General features: G+C 60.8%; 17 protein-coding genes. 6 read left to right on the top strand and 11 right to left on the bottom strand.

The window, feature by feature from the left end; translation table 11 throughout:
* Nucleotides 1-46: 46 nt before the first annotated feature.
* The 4 genes from fba to ACURWW_RS03215 all read right to left on the bottom strand — a co-directional run bounded on the left by fba (nt 47) and on the right by ACURWW_RS03215 (nt 3,297).
* A complete protein-coding gene (gene fba, locus ACURWW_RS03230) occupies nt 47-1,111 on the bottom strand; it encodes a class II fructose-bisphosphate aldolase (RefSeq protein WP_445615585.1) in 1,065 nt (354 codons plus the stop codon).
* Between the two features lie 168 nt (nt 1,112-1,279).
* Nucleotides 1,280-2,227: a phospholipase A gene (locus ACURWW_RS03225; protein ID WP_445615584.1), complete on the bottom strand. Its 948-nt coding sequence runs from the start codon at nt 2,225-2,227 to the stop codon at nt 1,280-1,282.
* A gap of 2 nt (nt 2,228-2,229) precedes the next feature.
* On the bottom strand, nt 2,230-2,520 hold the full coding sequence (locus ACURWW_RS03220; RefSeq protein WP_445615583.1) for an encapsulin-associated ferritin-like protein: 291 nt from the start codon (nt 2,518-2,520) through the stop codon (nt 2,230-2,232).
* Nucleotides 2,521-2,544: 24 nt separating this feature from the next.
* Complete coding sequence (locus ACURWW_RS03215; protein ID WP_445615582.1) at nt 2,545-3,297, bottom strand: class I SAM-dependent methyltransferase; 753 nt, start codon at nt 3,295-3,297, stop codon at nt 2,545-2,547.
* A gap of 114 nt (nt 3,298-3,411) precedes the next feature.
* Between ACURWW_RS03215 and ACURWW_RS03210 the strand changes: the two genes are divergently transcribed.
* Together ACURWW_RS03210 and ACURWW_RS03205 are read left to right on the top strand one after the other, a co-directional pair.
* On the top strand, nt 3,412-3,900 hold the full coding sequence (locus ACURWW_RS03210; RefSeq protein WP_445615581.1) for a GNAT family N-acetyltransferase: 489 nt from the start codon (nt 3,412-3,414) through the stop codon (nt 3,898-3,900).
* A gap of 28 nt (nt 3,901-3,928) precedes the next feature.
* Nucleotides 3,929-4,375, top strand: a complete 447-nt coding sequence (locus ACURWW_RS03205) for a GFA family protein (protein ID WP_445615580.1) — start codon at nt 3,929-3,931, stop codon at nt 4,373-4,375.
* Between the two features lie 40 nt (nt 4,376-4,415).
* Here the strand turns inward: ACURWW_RS03205 and ACURWW_RS03200 are convergent, their stop codons facing one another.
* The 4 genes from ACURWW_RS03200 to tkt all read right to left on the bottom strand — a co-directional run bounded on the left by ACURWW_RS03200 (nt 4,416) and on the right by tkt (nt 9,512).
* Complete coding sequence (locus tag ACURWW_RS03200; protein WP_445615579.1) at nt 4,416-5,117, bottom strand: outer membrane beta-barrel protein; 702 nt, start codon at nt 5,115-5,117, stop codon at nt 4,416-4,418.
* Between the two features lie 79 nt (nt 5,118-5,196).
* Nucleotides 5,197-6,348, bottom strand: coding sequence for a phosphoglycerate kinase (locus tag ACURWW_RS03195; protein ID WP_445615578.1), 1,152 nt, complete (start codon nt 6,346-6,348; stop codon nt 5,197-5,199).
* 88 nt (nt 6,349-6,436) lie between these two features.
* A complete protein-coding gene (gap, locus tag ACURWW_RS03190) occupies nt 6,437-7,471 on the bottom strand; it encodes a type I glyceraldehyde-3-phosphate dehydrogenase (protein ID WP_445615577.1) in 1,035 nt (344 codons plus the stop codon).
* A gap of 52 nt (nt 7,472-7,523) precedes the next feature.
* Nucleotides 7,524-9,512: a transketolase gene (gene tkt / locus ACURWW_RS03185; RefSeq protein WP_445615576.1), complete on the bottom strand. Its 1,989-nt coding sequence runs from the start codon at nt 9,510-9,512 to the stop codon at nt 7,524-7,526.
* A gap of 280 nt (nt 9,513-9,792) precedes the next feature.
* Between tkt and ACURWW_RS03180 the strand changes: the two genes are divergently transcribed.
* The 4 genes from ACURWW_RS03180 (at nt 9,793) to ACURWW_RS03165 (ending at nt 14,202) form a co-directional block, all read left to right on the top strand.
* Nucleotides 9,793-10,782 (top strand): ArsR/SmtB family transcription factor, encoded by a 990-nt coding sequence (locus ACURWW_RS03180; RefSeq protein WP_445615575.1) that lies wholly within the window; start codon nt 9,793-9,795, stop codon nt 10,780-10,782.
* Nucleotides 10,775-11,929 carry a methionine adenosyltransferase gene (metK, locus tag ACURWW_RS03175; RefSeq protein WP_445615574.1) on the top strand — a complete coding sequence of 385 codons (1,155 nt, stop codon included), beginning with the start codon at nt 10,775-10,777 and terminating at the stop codon, nt 11,927-11,929. Before ACURWW_RS03180 ends, metK begins: the two co-directional genes overlap by 8 nt.
* A gap of 65 nt (nt 11,930-11,994) precedes the next feature.
* Nucleotides 11,995-13,389, top strand: a complete 1,395-nt coding sequence (ahcY, locus tag ACURWW_RS03170; protein ID WP_445615573.1) for an adenosylhomocysteinase — start codon at nt 11,995-11,997, stop codon at nt 13,387-13,389.
* Between the two features lie 75 nt (nt 13,390-13,464).
* Entirely contained in the window at nt 13,465-14,202 is a 738-nt protein-coding gene (locus tag ACURWW_RS03165) for a 16S rRNA (uracil(1498)-N(3))-methyltransferase (RefSeq protein WP_445615572.1), read from the top strand.
* Between the two features lie 163 nt (nt 14,203-14,365).
* On the opposite strand, the gene ACURWW_RS03160 is transcribed toward ACURWW_RS03165, so the two are convergent.
* From ACURWW_RS03160 to ACURWW_RS03150, 3 genes are read right to left on the bottom strand one after another with little or no spacing between them, the layout of a single operon-like run.
* Entirely contained in the window at nt 14,366-14,851 is a 486-nt protein-coding gene (locus ACURWW_RS03160; protein WP_445615571.1) for a chemotaxis protein CheW, read from the bottom strand.
* A gap of 4 nt (nt 14,852-14,855) precedes the next feature.
* Entirely contained in the window at nt 14,856-15,887 is a 1,032-nt protein-coding gene (locus ACURWW_RS03155; protein WP_445615570.1) for a chemotaxis protein CheB, read from the bottom strand.
* Nucleotides 15,887-21,859 (bottom strand): Hpt domain-containing protein, encoded by a 5,973-nt coding sequence (locus ACURWW_RS03150; protein WP_445615569.1) that lies wholly within the window; start codon nt 21,857-21,859, stop codon nt 15,887-15,889. Before ACURWW_RS03150 ends, ACURWW_RS03155 begins: the two co-directional genes overlap by 1 nt.
* Nucleotides 21,860-21,976 lie beyond the last annotated feature (117 nt).

Here is a 21,976-nt window from a genome sequence, read left to right as displayed (position 1 = left end):
CCCCTGGGGATTCAGCTTGAGCCGGGGTTTCGGCTCCACGCCATCCTTAGTTGATGTTGGGCTTCAACTCTCCGGTGGCATAGCGCTGATACATGGCCTCCAGGCTCAGCGGTCGGATTTTCTCCGCGTGGCCGGCGGTGCCAAATGCCTCATAGCGGGCCACGCAGATGTCCTTCATGGCCTGCACGCTTTCCTTCAGGTATTTGCGCGGATCGAACTCCGCTGTGTTCTGCGCGAGGAAGCGCCGGATCGAGCCGGTGGAGGCCAGACGCAGGTCCGTGTCGATGTTCACCTTGCGCACGCCGTGTTTGATGCCCTCGCAGATCTGCTCTACGGGCACGCCGTAGGTCTCCGGAATTTCGCCGCCATGCTGATTGATGATTTCAAGCCACTCCTGGGGCACGCTGGACGATCCGTGCATTACCAGGTGGGTATTGGGAATGCGCTGATGGATCTCCTTGATGCGGTCAATGGCCAGGATATCGCCAGTGGGCGGGCGGCTGAATTTGTAAGCCCCATGGGACGTGCCACAGGCGATGGCAAGGGCATCCACTTCGGTGGCCTGAACAAAGGCAGCGGCCTCTTCCGGGTCAGTGAGCATTTGCTCGTGACTGAGTGAACCCTCCGCCCCGATGCCGTCTTCCTCCCCCGCCTGGCCGGTTTCGAGGGAGCCGAGGCAGCCCAGCTCACCTTCCACCGAGACGCCGCAGGCATGTGCCATCTCGACCGCGCGGCGGGTTACGTCCACGTTGTAATCGTAGCTGGTGGGCGTCTTGCCATCCTCCCCCAGCGAGCCATCCATCATGACCGAACTGAAGCCCAGCTGGATCGAGCGCTGGCAGACGGCCGGAGAGGTGCCGTGGTCCTGGTGCATGCAGACAGGAATGTGGGGAAACTCCTCGATGGCGGCCAGAATCAGATGGCGCAGAAACGGCGCACCTGCATATTTTCGCGCGCCTGCGGAGGCCTGGACGATTACCGGACTTTTGGTCTGGTCGGCCGCTTCCATGATGGCCCGCATCTGCTCCAGATTGTTGACGTTGAAAGCGGGCACGCCGTAGCCGTATTCGGCGGCGTGATCGAGAAGCTGGCGAAGACTGATCAGAGCCATTGAGGGTTCCTCTGGTGCGCAGGTGGTGTGTAAAGAGGGCTTCCCCGGAAATCGGCGCGGAAGCTGCGGATTTTTCGAGGTTCGTAAAGGGTGGGGAATGGTAAGTCGCCCACCCTCACATCGCAAGTCAAGCTGAGCAAGGGACTCGGGGTTCGCTGAAAAGTTCGCTCAGAACCAGTCCGACAGAATCAGCCCAAACCCGATCCGGCGCACACGGTTGTCGTAATCCACCAGCGTTTCGCCGTATCCGTTGTAATACTGGACGAACCCGCTCAGTTTTTCGTTCAGCGGCCAACTGATGCTGAGGTCCGCGGTGGTGTGATTCTCGCTGCGCTGGAAGTTGTTGCGCACCATCGCGGTAAACCGGTAATGGCCCCACTTGTAGCCCAGGCGCAACTCGCCAAAGCCAAGATAATCGTCAATATCCCGGTTATCGTCTTCGTCCCGCGATTCAGGTATCCGGTGCCACAGGCGCAGATTAAACGCCCACTCCGGGTCTGCCCAGGTGGCGTCGAAGGTCAAACGGTTCCAGCTTCGGGACAGGCTGCCGCCACGGCCGTTGCTCTGATGGTTGATCCCCAGCCGCACGTCTGCCAGGCGGCCGCCGAAAAAGGGGCGCCGCAAGGGGAGGCTCCACAGCAGCTCCGGCTCGTAGACCGTTTCCCGAAAGGGGGAAGACAGGTCTCCGTTGAAGGCCTGCCAGAGCGACACCTGGGTAAAACCGAAGTAAAGCCGATCGTCGCTGAACAGAAAGTCGTCCCCCACGGGTACTTTGAAGCTGTACTGGAACTTCACTTCCGCATGCTGCAGCGACTCGCCCTCAGGGTCTCCGGGAAGAGTGCTCCGACCCGGGTCCGGCGTATAGGTCAGAGGAAGCAGATAGGAGCGGCGGTGGGGGAGAATACCGTAACGGTTGCCGAACAGGGCCTGCTCGCTCCGAACGCGCTCGTCGAGCACTGTGGCCACCTCCGGGGCGGCGCCGATAACGGCCGCCGCGTCATAGCAGGCCAGACGATCATCATCGTCCTCGATGGAGTCGCAACTCGCCTGCGCCACAGCCAGTGGTGGCAGGAGCAGCAGAGCAAGTGTTAAGCAGACCTGGCGGAGCAAACCCACCGTCAGTCTTCGTGGGCGATGGGCCCGTCGCTGAACAGATATTCCCGAAGCTCCTTGTCGAACACAGGGTCCCGGCGTCGAATCCACTCCAGCGTCATGGCCGCGTGTTCTTTCTCTTCGTCCCGATTGTGGACAAGGATGGCTTTCAGTTCCGGGTCCTTGCAGGCTTCCACCCGCTGGTTGTACCAGTCCGCGGCTTCCAGCTCCTCTTGCAGGGAAACCAGCGCCCGGTGCATGTCCCGCGTCTGGTCGGACAATTCGTTGATTGGCTCGTGATACCCTTCGCTCGCCATCTGGATACTCCTGTTGGTTGCACATCATGATGAAGGTTTACGGCCGACATAGAGGATCAAGGGCCAGTGCACGGCGCGCACCTGCGCGTCGCCCCAGGCCCGCTGCAGCTCAGCGCTGACCTGCTGAAGCGGATCGACACCCTGGATCTCCCGGTAGCGTTTAACCGCCGACCAGGTGCTTAGGTAGCCTGTAAGCTGCCGGAAGTTCCATTTTTGGCGCATGTAAAAATCGGGCGCCCGGAGGCGTGGATAGGGGAAGTCGATTGCCGTATAGCCCTCGTCCAGCAGTTCCCGGCCTGAAGGCCAGTACGGTCCCAGAACGTCGCGGTGAAACCGGGCGATACACTGATCCAGCCCGGTATCAGTATACAGAAGCTGGTAACCCCAGGCAGCCAGTATCCCGCCCGGCCTGAGAACCCGGTTCACCTCGGGGAAAAAACGCGAATGATCGAACCAGTGAATCGCCTGGGCCACCGTAACCAGATCCAGGGTAGCGTCCGGCGCATCGATGGGTTCAGCTGGGCTTACCGAGTAGTGCACATTGCTGCACGGCTCCGCCTGGGCAATCTGCGCAGCGCTGACATCGCTGGCGCTGACCTGCGCGAATCGCCTGGACAGAGCGATCGTCGCCTGTCCGTTTCCGCAGGCGCAGTCCCAGGCCCGATCACGACCGGGGCAGATGTCTGCGAGGTAGTCGAACAGTTCCCGCGGATAGCGCGGGCGGAATTGTCGATAATGGTCCGGGGCGGAGGAAAAATAGTTGCTCTGTTCGGTCATGGAGGTGCGAGGTCCTTCAAGAGCCCCCTCCGCAAAACGCCCGCAGGGGGGTGGTGCATTCGTTGAGGCTCTGCGCTATGGTATCGCGTCCAGAACCAGACAGAGGCCGGGCACTTGGTCCAGATAGTCCAGGCGGATTACAGCAATCCGCGGCACGCAACCGACATGGCTTACCTGCTCAATGAGTACGCGCGCGATCCAATGGGTGGCGGTGGCGCGCTCCCGGGCGAAGTGACGGGGACACTGGCCCAGGAACTTGGCAAACGCCCCCACGCCTTCACCGTTCTCTGCTATGTGAACGACAGGCCGGCAGGAATGGTGAACTTTTTCGAGCTTTTTTCAACCTTTGCCGGCAAGCCACTCATCAACATTCATGACGTGGTGGTCGTTAAAGAATTCCGCGGGCGAAATCTCGCCCGGCTCATGCTGAACGAGGTGGAGGCGATTGCGCGGAAGCGCGGTTGCTGCAAACTGACGCTGGAGGTGCTGGAGGGCAATGCGCCGGCAAAAGCGGTATACGAGCGCATGGGTTTCGCCGGCTACGAACTGGACCCGGCCATTGGCAAGGCTGTGTTCTGGCAAAAGCCGCTTGCCGAAAACTGAATTCATGGGAACGAAAAGGAGTCGGGTGATGAAGCGCATGACCGGACGCTGTTTGTGCGAAGCTGTTCACTATGAAGTCACCGGGGACCTTGGCCCGGTTTTCAACTGTCATTGCTCCAAATGCCGTCGCTGGCACGGTGCGGCGTTTCGCACCCGCGCCAGCGTCAACCGCAGCCAGTTCAGATGGCTGCAGGGAGAGGACAAACTGTCTGTATACATGTCCTCGGAGACGGTCACCAAGACTTTCTGCTCCAACTGCGGCTCCAACCTGGCGAGCTTTTACCAGGACCGGCCCGATATTGTAGGCCTTCCCTTGGGCGGGCTGGACCAGGATCCGCAGGCGCGCCCGGAAGGTCACATCTTCGTCGACTCCAAAGCTCTCTGGTACGACATCCAGGACGACCTCCCCCAGTTTGCCCAGTGGCCGGTGTCGGAAGACCGCGTCAGGGAAACCGCTCCGGACGCGGCGGAATAAGACTCGTCGGCGAGAGGGAAGCGTCGCAGGAAGGGGTCTCTTAGAGATAGAGGCGCAATCCGATGCTGAAGCTGTCCAGCTCCGCCTTGCTGCTGAAAACATCCGAGTCCAGATTGAAAGCCCCATATTCCAGCTTCACGCCGTAGTTCAGAGTGAACCGGTAGGAGATTCCGACCGCATACTGAAAACTCGAGCCGCTTTGGGACAGTTCGGCGTTCACGCCACGGGTACGCAGCACGTCGCCCGTCTCCGCCATGGTGCCATTGAAATCCGACTCGACCTGCCACGCCGCCAGGCCCAGCTTACCGTACACATCCAGCCGGCGGGCGAGGGGCCAACTGCCGATCACGTTGGCGTTGAATGTCTGCACTTCATACTCACCCTTGCTCGTCTCCAGGACCACATCCGAACGCAGTGGATTCTCCGGATCAGCGGGGTTGTGGTAGAACATCGTATCGGTGAGTCGGGCGGGACCGGAAAAGGTGCCGTAGTTGGTGAGCGCCACTTCAACGGCGAAGTTGTCGTTAAAGCGTGTGCCCACCGCCAAGCTGATTTGCTTGGAATCATCCTTCACTCGGGAGGCCACCGCGCCGGCGGATGGTGCGGGCAGATAGTCCACCTCTGATTGGCTCTGTCCCGAAGAAAGTTCAACGAAATAACCGCTGAACTGTGCAAAGGCGGATGACGAGGCTGCCAGCAGAAACAAAGACGTGAGTGGCAGACTGATGCGACGATGAATCACGGCGAATGGCTCCTCGCTCTCGTTATTGTTCGGGTTCACTGCCGGACGGCCGGGCTTTCGACCCGGCCCCAGGGGTAGCTCAGCGATCGAGAATCGCGACCGCCGGCAGCGTCTTCCCCTCGACGTATTCCAGAAAGGCGCCGCCACCGGTGGAAATGTAGGAGACCTTGTCGGTGATGCCAAACTGATCCACCGCCGCCAATGTATCACCGCCCCCGGCAATGGAAAAGCCGTCACTGTCGGCGATGGCCCGGGACAGGGCTTCGGTGCCTTTGCTGAAAGCGGCAAATTCGAAAACGCCCACGGGGCCGTTCCAGATGATGGTTCTGGCTTCCTTGATCGTTCTGGCCAGCGCGCTGGAGGAATCGGGCCCGATGTCGAAGATCATATCGTCGTCCGCCACGTCGTCCACGGATTTCAGTGTCGCCGGCGTGCTGTTGGAGAATTCCTTGCCCACCACCACGTCCGTCGGCAAAGGAATGTTCACCTTGTCCAGCAAGGCCTTCGCCTTGGGGATCAGATCGACTTCGCACAGGGACTTGCCCACCGGCTTGCCGGCGGCGGCCAGGAAAGTGTTGGCGATGCCGCCACCCACGATCAGGTGGTCCACCTTTTCCGACAGGGTTTCCAGCACCTCGAGCTTGGTGGACACCTTGGCGCCACCGACAATGGCCACCATGGGCCGCTCCGGCTTGGCCAGAGCCTTCTCCAGGGCATCCAGTTCTGCCGAAAGCAGCGGCCCGGCACAGGCCACCGGGGCAAATCTGGCCACACCGTGGGTGGAAGCCTGGGCTCGGTGCGCGGTGCCGAAGGCATCCATGACAAAAATGTCGCAAAGCGCCGCGTAGGCCTTTGCCAGCTCCTCATCATCCTTCTTTTCGCCCGGATTGAAGCGTACGTTTTCCAGAAGGGCAATTTTGCCGTCTTCCAATTCAACCCCGCTTCGCCAGTCCCGGATCAGGGGGACGTCACACTCGAGCAGGGTGCCCATATAGTCGGCCACCGGCTGCAGGGAGAACTCGTCCGCAAACTCTCCTTCGGTGGGGCGACCCAGGTGGGACATGACGATCACTTTCGCGCCCGCCTTCATGGCTTGCCGCAAGGTGGGCAGCGCCGCGCGCAGGCGCGCGTCGGAGGTCACCTTGCCATCCTTTACCGGAACATTAAGATCTTCGCGGATCAGCACACGCTTGCCACCCAGATCCAGTTCCTGCATGCGTTCGATGGTCATTAACTGCTCCTTTTCAGAATCCGATTGTTGCTGAAAGTCATCACGTACATCGGGCTGCGCTCCCGGGCATGGACGAAGCCATCGCCCGCTACGGGGTTGGGCCAAGGTGTTGTGCCAGCGTGGCGGTCACATCCACCATCCGGTTGGAGAAGCCCCATTCGTTGTCGAACCAGGTGAGAACCTTGACCAGGTGCCCGCCCGCCACACGGGTCTGACCCGCATCCACGATGCCCGAGCGAGTATCGTGATTGAAATCGCAGGAGGCCAGCAGCTCCTCGCTGAAGCCGAGTACATTTTCAAACTGATTCGCGGCCGCAGCGCTCAGTGCGCGATTGACTTCGGTGGCGGTCACCGGTTCGCGAACCACTACCGACAGATCAATGGCGGAAACGTTTACGGTAGGCACCCGCATGGCCTGGGCTTCGAAGCGGCCCCGCAGTTCCGGCATCAGGCGGTCAATGCCCTGCCCCAGTCCCGTGTCCACGGGGATGATGGACTGCAAGGCAGAGCGCGTCTTACGCAAGTCGGTGTGGTGATAGGCATCAATGACCGGCTGATCGTTCATGGCCGAATGAATCGTGGTCAGCACGCCACTGTCCACTCCAAAGGCTTCATGAAGGGTCTTGATGACGGGAATGATGCAATTGGTGGAGCAGGATGCGTTGGAAACCAGCCTTTCGTCGCCCGTGAGCAACTGGTGGTTGAACCCATAAACGATGGTCGCATCCACATCCTCCGCGCTGTCGGTAGGCTGGGAGAAGAGGACCTTTCGGGCGCCCGCCCGCAGATGCTTTTCGCCACTGGCCCGGTCCCGGAATTCGCCAGTGCATTCCAGCACGATGTCGATATTCAACTCGCGCCAGGGCAATGCGTCGGGGTTCGATTCGTGAAGCAGTCGAATTGACTGGTGATCAATCGTGAGCAAATCATTCGCCACCTCCACCCGGCCCGGGAAGCGGCCGTGGGTGGAGTCGTATTTCAGAAGGTGGGCGATTGTGCGACAGTCCGCCAGCTCGTTAATGGCAACGACCTGCAGTTCCTGGTGGCGCGGCGACTCGTAGAGGCTGCGCAATACGCAGCGCCCGATGCGGCCGAAACCATTGATCGCTATTCGTGTGGCCATACCTGTCGCAGAGTCCGGTGGGAGACAGAATCGCAGTCTCCCGTCGTTCGTTTTAAAGCAGGGCTTTGACCCGCTCGACCACGTTATCAACTGTGAACCCGAACTTCTCGAACAGCACGTTGCCGGGTGCCGAAGCACCGAAGCTGTTCATGCCGATCACGTCACCATCCAGGCCCACATACTTGCGCCAGTAGTCCACGTGGCCGGCTTCGATGGCGACGCGGGTGCGAACGCTGGCCGGCAGTACGGATTCACGGTAGCTGCGATCCTGCTGCTCGAAGATTTCCGCGCAGGGCATGGACACAACACGTACGCGGCGGTCCAGAGCCGCTGCCGCCTGCATGGCCAGATCCACTTCCGAGCCGGTGGCGATCAGGATCACCTCAGGTTCGCCCTCGCAGTCTTTCAGCACGTAACCGCCGCGCGCGATCTGGCTCACTTGCTCCTGAGTCCGGGGCTGGGTGGCCAGGCCCTGACGGGAGAAGATCAAGGCACTCGGAGCCGTTCGCGTTTCGATGGCGCTGCGCCAGCACACGGCCGTTTCCACTGCATCACAGGGGCGCCAGGTGTGGAGGTTGGGCGTGGTACGCAGGCTGGTGAGTTGCTCAATGGGCTGATGGGTGGGGCCGTCCTCGCCCAGGCCAATGGAGTCGTGGGTGTACACAAAGATATGCGGCTGTTTCATCAGCGCCGCCATGCGCACGGCGTTGCGCGCGTACTCCATGAACACCAGGAAGGTGGCGCTGTAGTGCAGGAAGCCCCCATGCAACACAATGCCGTTGCCGATCGCACTCATGCCGAATTCGCGCACACCGTAGTAGATGTAGTTGCCGGAGGCATCCTTGGGACTTACGCCCTTGGAGCCCGGCCACAGGGTCAGATTGGACGCCGCAAGGTCGGCGGAACCACCGATCATTTCCGGGAGCACCGGACCATATGCGCCCAGGGTGTTCTGGGAGGCCTTGCGCGTGGCCACGGAGCCACCCTCCGCCTGGCACTGCTCGATATAAGTCTGGGCGGTCTCGGCAAACTCTGCCGGCAGCTCGCCGCGTACAACCCGCCGCTCGAACTCCGCCGCCAGCTCCGGGTGGGCCTTGCGGTAGGCCTCGAATCGTTCCTGCCAGGCCGATTCCGCCTGTGCACCAGCGGCTTCTGCGTTCCAGTCTTCGTAAATGTCGGCGGGAATCTCAAAAGGTGTGTGTTCCCATGCCAATGTGGTTCGGCACAGGGCCACCTCGTCAGCGCCCAGTGCGGCGCCATGGCAGGACTCCTTGCCCTGCTTGTTTGGAGAGCCGAAGCCGATCACGGTCTTGCAGCAGATGAGAGTGGGTTTGTCGCTCTCGGCGCGGGCCGCTTCGATGGCCTGCTTGATGGCGTTGCTGTCGTGGCCATCCACGTTGCGCAGCACGTGCCAGCCGTAACTCTCGAAACGCGCCGGGGTATCGTCGGTGAACCAGCCCTGCACCTCACCGTCGATAGAAATGCCGTTGTCGTCGTAGAACGCGATGAGCTTGCCCAAAGCCTGAGTACCGGCCAGCGAGGCAACCTCGTGGGAGATGCCTTCCATCATGCAGCCATCACCCATGAAGACATAGGTGTAATGGTCCACCACCCGGTGATCGTCGCGGTTGAACTGGGCTGCCAGTACTTTTTCGGCCAGCGCCATCCCCACGGCGTTGGCAAAACCCTGGCCCAGGGGACCGGTGGTGGTCTCCACTCCGGGGGTATCGCCGTATTCCGGGTGGCCCGGGGTCTTGGAGTGCCACTGGCGGAAGTTCTTCAGGTCTTCGACGGAAACGTCGTACCCGGTCAAATGCAACAGCGAATAGATGAGCATGGACCCATGGCCGTTGGAGAGTACGAAGCGATCGCGATCCGGCCAGGCGGGGTTTTTGGGGTTGTGTTGCAGGTAGTCGTTCCAGAGGACTTCGGCGATGTCGGCCATCCCCATGGGCGCACCGGGGTGGCCGCTGTTGGCTTGCTGAACAGCATCCATACTGAGTACACGGATGGCATTAGCGAGTTCATTGCGTGCGGGCATGAGGGAAAGGCTCCTGGACTTGCATCTCTACTGAACGACGGGGAGAAAGGTGGTCGGCGCCCCGGGAATGTAAGGAGCGCCCTGTAAAAAGGGTGCGTATTGTCCCCTACCGCCGGGTCAGGGTAAAGCGCTGCTGTCTGATTATTGCCCGCATACTGACCACCATCATGTCTCCAGACAAACAGTTGGCGCGAACATCCGCACCCTATATCAAAATATTTTGATATAGGCCCGGGCCACTGCTAGACTGTGGGTCATTTTTGATCAGTTGGATGACTCCGTGGACGCTTCTGCAGGTCAGCAAACGCTCGAGCTCACGGCGGCCTGTCTGAAGGCCGCCGCTGATCCTCTGCGCCTGGCCATTCTCCGGGTACTGGCCCGGGGGTCGTACGGGGTTCTTGAGCTCAGCCGAATTTTTGAGACCCGACAATCGGGCATGAGCCACCACCTGAAGGTGCTGGCCAATGGCGGCCTGGTGGCAACCCGACGGGAAGGCAATTCCATTTACTATCGCCGGGCCCACCGTCCGGCGGACGACCCCCTTCAGGGTACCCAGAGCGCGCTTTACGCCACTCTCGATGCGGTGCCCCTGGACGCCGGAGTGCAGCGGCGACTCTCGGATATCCAGCGGGAACGTGCACAGGCTTCGCAGCAGTTTTTCGCGGACAACGCCGACAAGTTTCGCGAGCAGCAGGACCTGATCGCCAGCTACCCGATCTACGGCGAGCACGTGGCGGACATGCTGGCGAGAATCCCCCGCCGTCGCTTCGAGGCAGTGCTGGAAATAGGGCCTGGCGAAGGCGAGTTTCTCCGGGTCCTGAGCGAAAGCTACCGGCAGGTGTTTGCAGTGGACAACTCCCCGCGCATGCTAGAGCGGGCGCGACGGTTTGCCGCCGGTGAGGGTCTCGCCAACGTGGAGTTCCTGCTGGGCGATTCCCGGCTGGCGGTGGACCAGGGCCTGAATGTGGATTGCGTGGTGATCAACATGGTGCTGCACCACACGCCCTCCCCCGGAGACATCTTTTGCGACGCCAGCCAGGTCCTGCAACCCGGCGGCTCGCTGGTGGTGACCGACCTGTGCCGCCATGACCAGCATTGGGCCAGCGATTCCTGCGGTGATTTATGGCTGGGTTTCGAGCCCCAGGATTTTTCCGAGTGGGCCGCCGACGCCGGCCTCGAGGAAGGGCAAAGCAGTTACTTTGCCCTGCGCAACGGCTTCCAGATTCAGATTCGTCATTTTTATAAACAGGAGCATAACAACCATGGCTAATTATTCTGTGTTTACTTCCGAATCCGTTTCGGAAGGCCATCCGGACAAGATGGCCGATCAGGTGTCGGACGCCATCGTCGATGCGATTCTCAAGGACGACCCCAATGCCCGCGTTGCGGTTGAAACAATGGTGAAGACCGGGATGGCCATTGTCGCCGGAGAGGTGCGCACCTCCACCTACGTGGATCTGGAAGACCTGATTCGCAACGTGATCCTCGGGATCGGGTACGACTCCAGTGATGTGGGCTTCGACGGTGCCTCCTGCGCCGTGCTCAACGCCATCGGCAAACAAAGCAGCGATATCGCCATGGGTGTTGACGAAGGTGACAACAAAGCCCAGGGCGCGGGAGACCAGGGCCTGATGTTCGGCTATGCCAGCAACGAGACCGACGTGCTGATGCCTGCGCCCATTTACTACTCCCACCGGCTGGTGCAGCGGCAGGCCCATCTGCGCAAGCACAAAATCCTGCCGTGGCTGCGACCCGACGCCAAGAGCCAGGTTACCCTGCGCTACGAGGACGGCAAACCCGTCGCGGTGGACGCGGTGGTTCTGTCCACCCAGCATTCGCCCGAAGTGTCCCAGGCGGATATTCGCGAAGCCGTAATGGAAGAAATCATCAAACATGTCCTGCCCGCCGACTGGCTGCACAAGGACACCCTCTATCACATCAATCCCACCGGCCAGTTCATCATTGGCGGGCCCGTCGGCGATTGCGGCCTGACCGGACGCAAGATCATTGTGGACACCTACGGCGGCATGGCCCGTCACGGCGGCGGCGCCTTCTCGGGCAAGGACCCGTCCAAGGTGGACCGCTCGGCGGCCTATGCGACCCGCTACGTGGCCAAGAACATTGTCGCCGCCGGCCTTGCGGACCGCTGCGAGATTCAGGTTTCCTACGCCATCGGCGTTGCCGAGCCCACGTCCATATCCGTGGAAACTTTCGGCACGGGCAAAGTCAGCAACGACAAGATCGCTGAACTGGTGCGCGAACACTTCGACCTCCGCCCCGGCGGCCTGATCGAAATGCTGGATCTGAAACGCCCCATTTACCAGCCCACGGCGGCCTACGGCCATTTTGGACGGGACGAAGAAAATTTCACCTGGGAGAGAACCGATAAAGCGGAAGCTCTGAAATCAGCGCTTTAAGGCCCCTCTTCCACGGCGCTGAATAATCAGCGCCGATCTGACCAACATTACACCCGGAGTAAAACATGACAGCAGAAGTACACACCGAAGCAGGCTTCACCGATTACAAAGTGGCTGACATTGCGCTCGCCGATTGGGGCCGTCGCGAAATAGAGATCGCCGAAGGTGAAATGCCAGCACTGATGGCTTTGCGCGAGCGCTATCGCGCCGAGCAGCCATTGAAGGGAGCGAAAATTCTTGGCTGCATTCACATGACCATTCAAACCGCGGTGCTGATCGAAACACTGGTCGCGCTGGGTGCGGAAGTTCGCTGGTCCTCCTGTAATATCTTTTCCACCCAGGATCACGCTGCAGCCGCCATTGCGGCCGCGGGAATTCCGGTCTTTGCCTGGAAAGGGGAAACCGAAGAAGAATTCTGGTGGTGCATCGAGCAAACGATTCTGAAGGACGGCCAGCCCTGGGACGCCAACATGATCCTGGACGATGGCGGTGACCTGACCCTGCTGGCCCACGACAAGTACCCGCACATCCTCGACAACATTCACGGGATATCCGAGGAGACCACCACGGGCGTTCACCGCCTGGTGGAGATGATGGAAAACGGTACCCTGAAAGTCCCCGCCATCAACGTCAACGACGCGGTTACAAAATCCAAGAATGACAATAAGTACGGCTGCCGCCACAGCCTGAACGATGCCATCAAACGCGGCGTGGACCACCTGCTTGCGGGCAAGAAGGCCCTGGTCGTTGGCTACGGCGATGTAGGCAAGGGCTCGGCCGCATCATTGCGACAGGAAGGCATGATCGTGAAAGTGAGCGAGATTGATCCCATCTGCGCGATGCAGGCCTGTATGGACGGGTTCGAAGTGGTCTCCCCCTACAAAAACGGGAATAACACCGGCAAGTTCGAGGATTTGGACCACGACCTCCTCGGCAGGACCGATCTGGTCGTTACCACCACCGGCAACGTCAACGTCTGCGACGCGCCCATGCTTCGCGCTCTGAAGAGCGGCTGCGTGGTCTGCAACATCGGCCACTTCGACAGCGAAATCGACACCGGGTACATGCGTGAAAACTGGGACTGGGAAGAGGTGAAGCCCCAGGTCCACAAAATTTACCGGGACCGCAGCCAGAACGACCACTTGCTGCTTTTGTCCGAAGGTCGCCTGGTCAATCTGGGTAACGCCACCGGCCACCCGTCCCGAATCATGGACGGCTCCTTCGCGAACCAGGTACTCGCGCAGATTTATCTGTATGAAGGCAAGTTCGCCGAGTTGCCGATTGATCAGAAGGAAAAGAACATCTATGTGCGCGTGCTGCCCAAGTCCCTCGACGAAGAAGTAGCCCGCTACATGGTGGAAGGCTTCGGCGGCGTGATTACCAAGATGACCCAGGAGCAGAGCGACTACATCCACGTACCCGTGGATGGACCGTTCAAGCCCGATTCCTATAAATACTAGGTTGTAAAAACCAGGTAAAGTGAGGCCTGAGACGTTCCATTGTTTCGGGTCTCGCAACCTTCAGGCTCAAGCAGCATGCGGATTCCAAGACTCTACGTCGACCTGCCCCTGGAGACCGGCGGCCGGATCGATCTGCCCCCGGATCGTGCCCACTACATCGTGAACGTACTGCGTTTGGTGCCCGGGCGGCCATTGATCCTGTTCAATGGACAGGGTGGAGAGTACGGCGGGACGCTGGTGGGCGCCGGGAAGAAAACGGCCACTGTACAGCTTGACTCCTTCGAGGCGGTTAGCCGCGAATCACCGCTCGTGCTGGATCTGGCAATTGGAATCTCCCGCGGCGACCGTATGGACTGGGTTCTGCAAAAGGCAACTGAACTGGGGGTCTCGAGCATCTCCCCGCTCTACACGGAACGAACGGAAGTAAAGCTTAAAGGCGACCGGCTGCACAAGAAGATGGAACACTGGCGCCAGGTCATCATCAGCGCCTGTGAGCAAAGCCAGCGGGTTCGTGTGCCGGAGTTGAAGACGCCGGTGGACTTCCCGACTGCGGTTGCCGGCTGCGAGTCCGAACGTCGATTGCTGCTGCACCCCACCGGCGAACCGGCCGCGCTCGATGCGCAACAACGGCCGGTAAACGTGAGTGTGCTGGTCGGTCCGGAAGGCGGTTTCAGTGACGACGAGGTGAGCCTGGCCTTGCGCCATGGCTTTGAAGGCTGGCAACTGGGCCCGAGAGTTCTGCGCACCGAAACCGCACCGCTCGCGGCGATCAGTTTACTCCAGCATTTCTGGGGAGATATGGCGTGCCACTGAAATGATCAGCAGGTGGATGTGAGCATTCAAGGGTGTTGGGTTACGGCCTGCGGCCTAACCCAACCTACCACCGTCCCCGCCGCCTTGCTGTTCCGTAGGTTGGGTTAGCGCCAGCGTAACCCAACAGCGCAGCCAATGGACCTCACATCCTGTACCCTTCGCTCTACCGAACCTGCAAATAATCGATAAACGCTTGTTGCAGGGCCTGCACGTCGGGGATGACCAGAATTTCCCCCGCGTGGCTCGCATGCATCAGATCGAAGCGCTTTAGCTGGGCGTCGTCCGATTGGTGGATCTCTTCCGCCTTGACCCGCGCCAGGCGGGGAATACCCTGGGTCGCCAGACCGATAAACGAGAGGCTTGGGTCCACGCCCACGTTGTTCAGCACCGCGATACGCGAGCCGCGATCGTAGCCCGGCATGGCTTCTCCGCACATGACTTCGTAACTGACGACGGGAATGCGCTCCTGGCGCCAGATCACGTCGCCCAGGTACCAGTCCGGTGATTCGGGGTTACGCTCCGGAGCCTGAAAGGGCACCATCTCCGCTACAGTCACCGTCGGAACCAGCAGTTGCCGGCCCACAAGTGGGATCAACAGGCTGGCAATGTCCGCCTGACTCTGGTTTTCGATTTTCTTGGCTTCTGTCATAGGTCTATCCGTTAATCGATTCCAGCGGTAATTCACCCTTGGAATCAGGCCTTCTGGCCTCTCGCTCCACGATCAGGCGCAGTCGCTGTGCGAGCTCGCGGGGCTCGCCCTGGAACTGTACCGCACCCGCCTTGAGCGCGGCCTGGGGCATTGAATCGCTGGTGCAGGACGCCGGCGTTTGAATCCAGACGCGCCCACCCTTTTGCCGCATGAGGCGACTGCTCGCCGCACCATCATCCCCCATCCCCGAGAACACGATGACGCCGCTGCGTGCCCCATAGCTGTGGGCCACATTTGCGACGGTGTAATCAGCGGACGGTCGATAGGGTGCCGACCAGGGGCGCTGGTGCACCACAAAGGTTCCGTTCGGCAGCAGTTCCGTTGCAACATCCGGTGACACGATCGCAACTTCGTTGGGCCGTACTACGCTGCCATGTCGTACCAGTTCGGCAGGGTAATGGTTCCCGCGACTGATGGCCTGGGCCAGTGTGCTGTTGAACTCCCCATCGATGTGTTGCACGTAGACGAAACCGACGCCCAACCCGCCGGGGAGTTCGTCCAGAAACTGCTTCACCGCTCCTGGTCCGCCCGTGGAGGCGGCCAGCACCCAGACCTGCCGGGCGCTGCCGGCGCCGCGTGCGAGATTGATGGCACCTTCAAGCTGGTTGAGTTTCTCTTTCAGGCGCCGCGCCCAGGCCAGGTAGCGGGCGTCGTGGGGTGCGGGAACAACACCGTCACAGAAGATGACCGCCGCGCTACCGCCCTCCAGATTGTCCTGTTGGTCGAGCCAATGCTCCACATCGATGGAATCAGCTTCCTCCCCACCTGCGTCGTCGTCCGACTCCGTCTCGATGGCCACCACCCAGGCGTCCGCAATGAGGCCCGGGTCGTCGAGGGCGAACTCCGGGTGGTGCTCCAGTTCCTGCACCAGCAGACAGCTTCCAGCCTGGTGCCCGCATTCGGCCACCAGACCACGCAGTATCCGCTGTTCAGCCTGGGTGTGGGTAAGCAATCCGATGCGAAGCTGGCCAGCCACTAATTCCCCGTCGGAACCCCGATCAGCTCGTAGATGTTCTTCAGCAGCACCTCTTCCTGATAGGGCTTGCCCATGTAGTTGTTCACACCAAGACCCAGGGCGCGCTCCCGATGCTTTTCACCGGTACGCGAGGTGATCATGATGATAGGAATGTCCTTCAGGCGGCTGGAGGAGCGGACGTTCTTGGCCACTTCAAAACCATCCATGCGGGGCATTTCGATGTCCAGCAACATGAGGTCGGGAATGGTTTCCTGCAGGGTCAGCAGGGCGTCCGCGCCGTCCTTCGCCGTCATGACTTCGTAACCTTCCCGCTCGAGAAAGCGCGAGGTGACCTTGCGCACGGTGACGGAGTCGTCCACCACCAGAACCACCTGCTGGCGGCGCTCCTCGCGCTGCACCGGCAGCGGCGCAACCTCGATCGGTCGCGCGCCTGGCGAAAGCATTGCCACCTCTTTGCGGATGATCGCGTTGGGGTCCAGAATCACTACCACGCTTCCGTCGCCCATGACAGTCGCGCCCGACAGGCCCTCGACTGCGGCGAACTGGGGGCCCAGGCTCTTTACGACGATTTCCCGGCTGCCCATCAGCTTGTCCACTTGAATAGCCACTGCGTGCTCGGCGCTGCGCACCAGGACAACCGGCAGCGGCAGAGAGCCTGTATCGAGGCGCGGCAGCGTGTTCTGGTCGAGCATACTGCCCAGATAGCGCACCCGGTAGTGCTCCCCCGCGTATTCAAACCGGGCGTTCTCATCCTGATAATAATGTTCGAGCTCGAAGGGGCTCACCCGCACGATACCTTCAATGGTATTGAGGGGAATCGCGTAATTGTCGTCGCCCAGCTGAATCATCAGGGCCCGGTTGACGGACACGGTAAAGGGCAGGCGGATTGTAAACACCGTGCCTTCGCCCCAGCGTGAGTCGATGAACATGGTGCCGCCGAGCTGCTTGATTTCCGCGTGGACCACGTCCATGCCAACGCCACGCCCGGAAATCTGGGTCACCTGTTCGGCGGTGCTGAAGCCCGCGTGCAGAATGAACTGCATGATGTCATGGTCGCTGAGCTGGGCGTCCCGGTTCATCAGGCCGCGTTCGATGGCCTTCTCGCGAATGCGATCGAGGTTGAGCCCGCGACCGTCGTCCGCGAGGCGCATGACCACATCGCCTCCTTCCCGGCCCAGGCTCAGGACGATGCGCCCTACTTCCGGCTTGCCCGCACGCAGGCGGTCCTCGTGAGTTTCGATGCCGTGGTCCACTGCGTTGCGCAGCATGTGCTCTAACGGCGCTACCATGCGCTCCAGAACGGAACGGTCCATCTCTCCTTCGACGTTGTCCAGCTCGAAGGTCACCTGCTTGTCGAGCTCGGTGGAGATCTGCCGAACGATGCGCCGCAGGCGTGGCACCATGCGGGAAAACGGCACCATGCGCGAACGCATCAGACCTTCCTGCAAGTCCGTGTTGATTCGCGATTGCTGCAGAAGCAGAGTTTCCGTGCCCCGGGTTTTTTCGTTCAGAGTTGTGGTCAGGTCCATCAAATCCGAAGCGGACTCCATCAGGGAGCGGGACAGCTGCTGCAGGTGAGAATAGCGGTCCATTTCCAGCGGGTCGAAGTCCTCCGCTTCCTGCATTTGCTCCTGACGGAAAATCATCTGCGCCTCGGTCTCGATATCGAGGCGGCGGAGCTGTTCCTGGAGGCGATGAACTGTCGACTCCATCTCATCGATGGCGAAGTTCAGTTCGGAATTCTGTTCCTCGAGACGGCCCCGGCTGATGGAGGTTTCCCCCGCCAGGTTCACCAGCTCTTCCAGAAGTTCCGCCGATACCTTGATGACCTCCTGAGGCCCCTGACGGCGTGCCGCTGCGGCGCCACCGGTGGCCGCGGAACCGGCACCCCCTCCGCTGACCATCTCCCGACCGGGAAAGGACGGAGCTCCACCCGTTTCAGGCTGCGGCCTGGGTTTGGGCGCAAACGGCAGGATGTCCGCGCCGGTGCCGGATTTCTGCTCGGGCTCCGGGTCCGCTGCGGGGCCGACGGATTCGACGCCGACCGCCGGCGCACTTGCTTCCGCTGGTTCCTCCAGCGCTCCGGGATCGAATTCTTCGGAGGCGGACATGACCTCGTCGAGTCCGTCCGGCACGTGGCCGGCCAGGCGTGCTTTTACCTTGTCGGTAGCGCTGATCAGCTTGTCCTGGTAGGCGTGGACCAGATCGAAGAAGGGCTGATCCACTTCGGCATTTTCGCCACGGGATATCAGGAAGGATTCATACTCATGGGCCAGTTCGCCGAGGCCCATCAAGCCAGCCAGGCGCGCGCCCCCCTTCAGGGTGTGCAGGGCGCGTTTGAGTGCTTCCACATGGCTGCTGTCGGACCAGTGGGATTCCCATTCGTGAACGGATTCATCGATTTCCTCCAGCAGTTCCTCGGCTTCTTCGATGAAAATTTCGAAGACTTCCAGATCCACTTCTTCCGCGTCGCGGGAATTGTCTTCTTCCGGCACTGAATGCTCGGGTGCAGCGGCTTCGATGTCGGCGAGAGCCTCTGCTTCCCGCTCGGCGGCTTCGGTGGTTTCCTGAAAGGACTGCGGGTCAGCGGACCCGGTCGCCGCGTCTTCCGAACCGGTCTGCGCGGCCGACGTTTGCTGATCGGATGTAGCTCCCTCGCTGGGCTGCCCGTCGGTACCGGCTCCTTCGAGCATGGCTGTCAGGCGGTTCTGCACGTCCTCGCTGAGCACGTGCAGATTCTGTCCCACGGCTACCGCGTCGACCATGTCGAGCAGTTCTTCGTGGCCGTCCAGCAATGTGCTGAAGAAGGCTTCATCAGCAACCAGCTGATTTCGCAACGCGGCCTCATACACCTGACGCAACTCGCGGCTCAGGCGCGCCATCGGCGGCAGGTTCGCGTGATCGGAGCCGCGCTCCAGGGTGGCCAGCTCACTGATGATCGGTTCCGCTTCGATGCTCTGGAAACCGGTCTGGCGCCAAGCGCGGATGATTTCGTCCACGTCCAGCAAGAGTTTCATTTCTTCGGCCATGAAGATGGACAGCAGCTCCGGATCGACGGATTGCTTGGCGTTCTCTTCCTGGGCCTCGCGCTGGCGGATCAGCGGCGCAACGGAACGCTCCTTGAGCTCCGCCACTCTGGCAACGTATTGACTGAGGCGCGGGATCTCCAGGGTCTGCTGTCGGGCGATCTGTTCAAGCACCAGCTGAATGTACTCGACTCCGTCCTTGAGCAGCTGGAGGATGTCGTGGTCGATGTTGACCTGGTAGATCCGCAGTTCTTTGACGAAGCGCTCGAGTGGCGCCACCAGCTCGGCAATCGGGGTTACATCGGCCATGTGCGCGCTGCCTTTCAGAGTGTGCAGCGCGCGCTGCATTTGGTCACTGGGCGGCGTGAACAAGGGTGCCGACTGGTCCATCTCGTCGATGTACTCCTGCACCACTTCAAGATGCCCCACGGCTTCGGAACCGAAAATGTCCCAAAGCATGGAGTCGGAGCCGTCATCGTCCTCGTCATCGATCCGGTGGGCAACGAGGTTCTCTTCAGAATGCACCTCGTCCGGGGACTGCTGTGCGTCAGCCACTGAGGCCCCGCCGCCAATTTCATGCAGGGCGCTCGGCTGTTCACCACGGGACAACGCTTCGGCGCACTGGGCCAGCTCATTGACCAGTTCGGGCTCCGGTATGGGCTGCCGGTTCTTGAAGGCTTCGATCATGGGGCCGATCAGCGGCAGCACCTTGCGTATGAGCAAGGCGTGATCGTCGTGGGGCGCTACCGTGTTATCGATGACCCGGTTGAGCATGTTCTCAACCGCCCAGGCAAGCTCGCCGATATCGTTGGCCTGAACCATTCGGCCGCTGCCTTTGAGGGTATGAAATGCACGGCGAAACTCCGTCAGGGCTTCCTCATCGCTGAAATCCGCGGCCCAACGGGGGAAGAATTCATTGATGGTTTCGAGAACTTCCGATGCTTCTTCGATGAATATCTCGAGAATTTCATCGTCGATCAGGTCGTCGTCCTCTTCGACAGCGGTCGCTGGAGCCGAGGCGCCGCCTGGCACTCCCTCATCCGGATCAGCCGAAAGCGGTGAAGCTTTCGTCGCTTGCGGCTCCTCGGGGGAGGGCTGCAAATCGGGGGCACCGGAAATGACAGCAGTCGCAGCTGACTCTTCCGGGTCCGGGACACTGTCCGTCTCGGAAGGGATTGGCGCAAGCTCAACCTCCTCCACGCTGGCGAACTTGCCGAGAACGCTGCCGGCGTCCGCCTTCTCATGGGATGTGCGGCTGGTGCTGCTACGCAGTTGAACGCGGATTGGATAGCCGAGCGTCTCCACACTTTCTTCCGCTACGCTGAGCAGAAGCTCGTCTTCCTCTTCGCGGTCTCCGGTGAGGCGCTCCAGATAATATTCAACACTGGCGATAGCATCCGCCAACGTGTCGAGCACGGACCAGTCGGGCGTGATCGCTTTTTCCAGCAGCTCCTGTTCGACGTAGTTGGCGCAGGAGCGCAGGATGGCCGAGGGTTTTGGCAGCGGAATCATGTCCAGGCCGCCGCTGATTTCCCGCAGGTGCTGCGGCACACTGCTCAGGTGCTCGCGGTTCCACTGGGATGCGATGTATTCAATGATGGCATCCTTGGCCTGCTCGAGTCCGTTGCGGGATTCGCGCAGCACGGACTCCTGTGCCTGATCGAGCGCGTAGACGCCTGGACTCGTTACCGCATCGTCGGACGAACTCTGGCCCCGGGCCATGCCGTCCAGCGAACTCTCGATCTCGATCATCTTACCGGCGACCTGCATCAGGAGATCCGCCGGCAGGGGGTCCTGCTCAGCCGCGGCCGCGAGCAGTTCGCCCTGTGCCACAATTTGCTTGCGCAGGTCGGCGATGCCCAACACGGCCATGGTATCGGCGACCCGTTTGATGATGGGCAGGGCCTCGTTGAGATCGGCGGTTTCCCGGTCGCTCAGACTCACGTCCAAAGCACGCTTGATCGCGTCCAGCTCGTCTTTCAATGCATCGACGACCGAGCGCACCGCGTCCAGATCCGGGCCGGCCGGACGTTCGTCGCTACCGGCCGTTGGCTGATCCGGCAAGGCAGCCTGCAGGTTGTAGGTCTGCTTGATCCGATCGATAAACTTGCCTTCACCGGCGCCGGCCACGTAGTAGAGCAGGTTTTTGATCAAGTCGTCGTTGGTGAAACTGGTAAGCGACGACACACCTTCCTCCGCAAGGATTTTGATCTCCTTGTCGAGTTGGCGAAGCAGGTTTTTGACTGTGGCGCTGGACTCAATGGCGTCCTGTTCCAGCCCCTCCAGCAGGGCGAGGGAGATATCCCATAGCGGTTGCCGGGCGGTACCTTTGGTGAGCTTCCGCAGGCGGGCGAAAATTTTGTAGAGGTAGGCGATGTTCTCATCGCGCTTCACGTCGCGGATGACACCGGCAGCGGCATACTGATACATCTGCCGCAGCTTGTGGACGATCACCAGAAACTGCTGCGGATCAATGGACCCGGCCGCGCTCTCGTCCTCAACCCGGTGGGCCGGCCCCATGTCGGGCGCGAAAAGTTTGGTTTCGGTCAGCAGGGCTTCTCCCCGTACCGCGCGCAAGTCATTGAGAAGCGGGAGGACGGCCGAGGGGTTGTCCTGACGCGAGGACTTGACCTGGTCCAGATAGACGGGCAGTTGGAGAATGGCGCGCATGAGGACTTCCTGCGCTTCCTGCTCATTGCGCACGGTCCGGCTCATCAGGGCGTGCGCAAGCATCTCCATCTCTTCGGCGAGCAGTGCCGCACCGTGAAACTCCACCATCTGCAGGCTGCCGTGAACCTGGTGGATATGAGTGAGGCAAAATCGAATGCGCGCCGTATCTTCGGTGTTGTCGACGTAGGCTTCCAGGGCCTGTCGCGCCTGGTTCAGGGTCTCACCGATCTCGCCGATTACCCATTCCAGCGCTGCGTAGCTGCGCTTATCGCCCATAGCGTCGCATCTCTTGTTGTTGCATCAATATTTATTCGCTTCTTCAACGGTGCGTCGCGCTGATCCCGCGAGTCGGACGAGCCGTGCATGCGGCTATTGGCCCGATGTCCCGTATCG

It is taken from the genome of Gilvimarinus sp. F26214L, assembly GCF_054401055.1.
Note: the sequence above shows the minus strand (reverse complement) of the source record. Positions and strands in the feature narration are given on the sequence as shown.

Bases quoted from the DNA above. Each gene is read 5' to 3' on its own strand.
- fba (WP_445615585.1), bottom strand. From the start codon at position 1,111: ATGGCTCTGATCAGTCTTCGCCAGCTTCTCGATCACGCCGCCGAATAC.
- metK (WP_445615574.1), top strand. From the start codon at position 10,775: ATGGCTAATTATTCTGTGTTTACTTCCGAATCCGTTTCGGAAGGCCAT.
- tkt (WP_445615576.1), bottom strand. From the start codon at position 9,512: ATGCCCGCACGCAATGAACTCGCTAATGCCATCCGTGTACTCAGTATG.
- ACURWW_RS03220 (WP_445615583.1), bottom strand. From the start codon at position 2,520: ATGGCGAGCGAAGGGTATCACGAGCCAATCAACGAATTGTCCGACCAG.
- ACURWW_RS03195 (WP_445615578.1), bottom strand. From the start codon at position 6,348: ATGACCATCGAACGCATGCAGGAACTGGATCTGGGTGGCAAGCGTGTG.
- ACURWW_RS03205 (WP_445615580.1), top strand. From the start codon at position 3,929: ATGAAGCGCATGACCGGACGCTGTTTGTGCGAAGCTGTTCACTATGAA.
- gap (WP_445615577.1), bottom strand. From the start codon at position 7,471: ATGGCCACACGAATAGCGATCAATGGTTTCGGCCGCATCGGGCGCTGC.
- ACURWW_RS03160 (WP_445615571.1), bottom strand. From the start codon at position 14,851: ATGACAGAAGCCAAGAAAATCGAAAACCAGAGTCAGGCGGACATTGCC.
- ahcY (WP_445615573.1), top strand. From the start codon at position 11,995: ATGACAGCAGAAGTACACACCGAAGCAGGCTTCACCGATTACAAAGTG.
- ACURWW_RS03215 (WP_445615582.1), bottom strand. From the start codon at position 3,297: ATGACCGAACAGAGCAACTATTTTTCCTCCGCCCCGGACCATTATCGA.
- ACURWW_RS03165 (WP_445615572.1), top strand. From the start codon at position 13,465: ATGCGGATTCCAAGACTCTACGTCGACCTGCCCCTGGAGACCGGCGGC.
- ACURWW_RS03150 (WP_445615569.1), bottom strand. From the start codon at position 21,859: ATGGGCGATAAGCGCAGCTACGCAGCGCTGGAATGGGTAATCGGCGAG.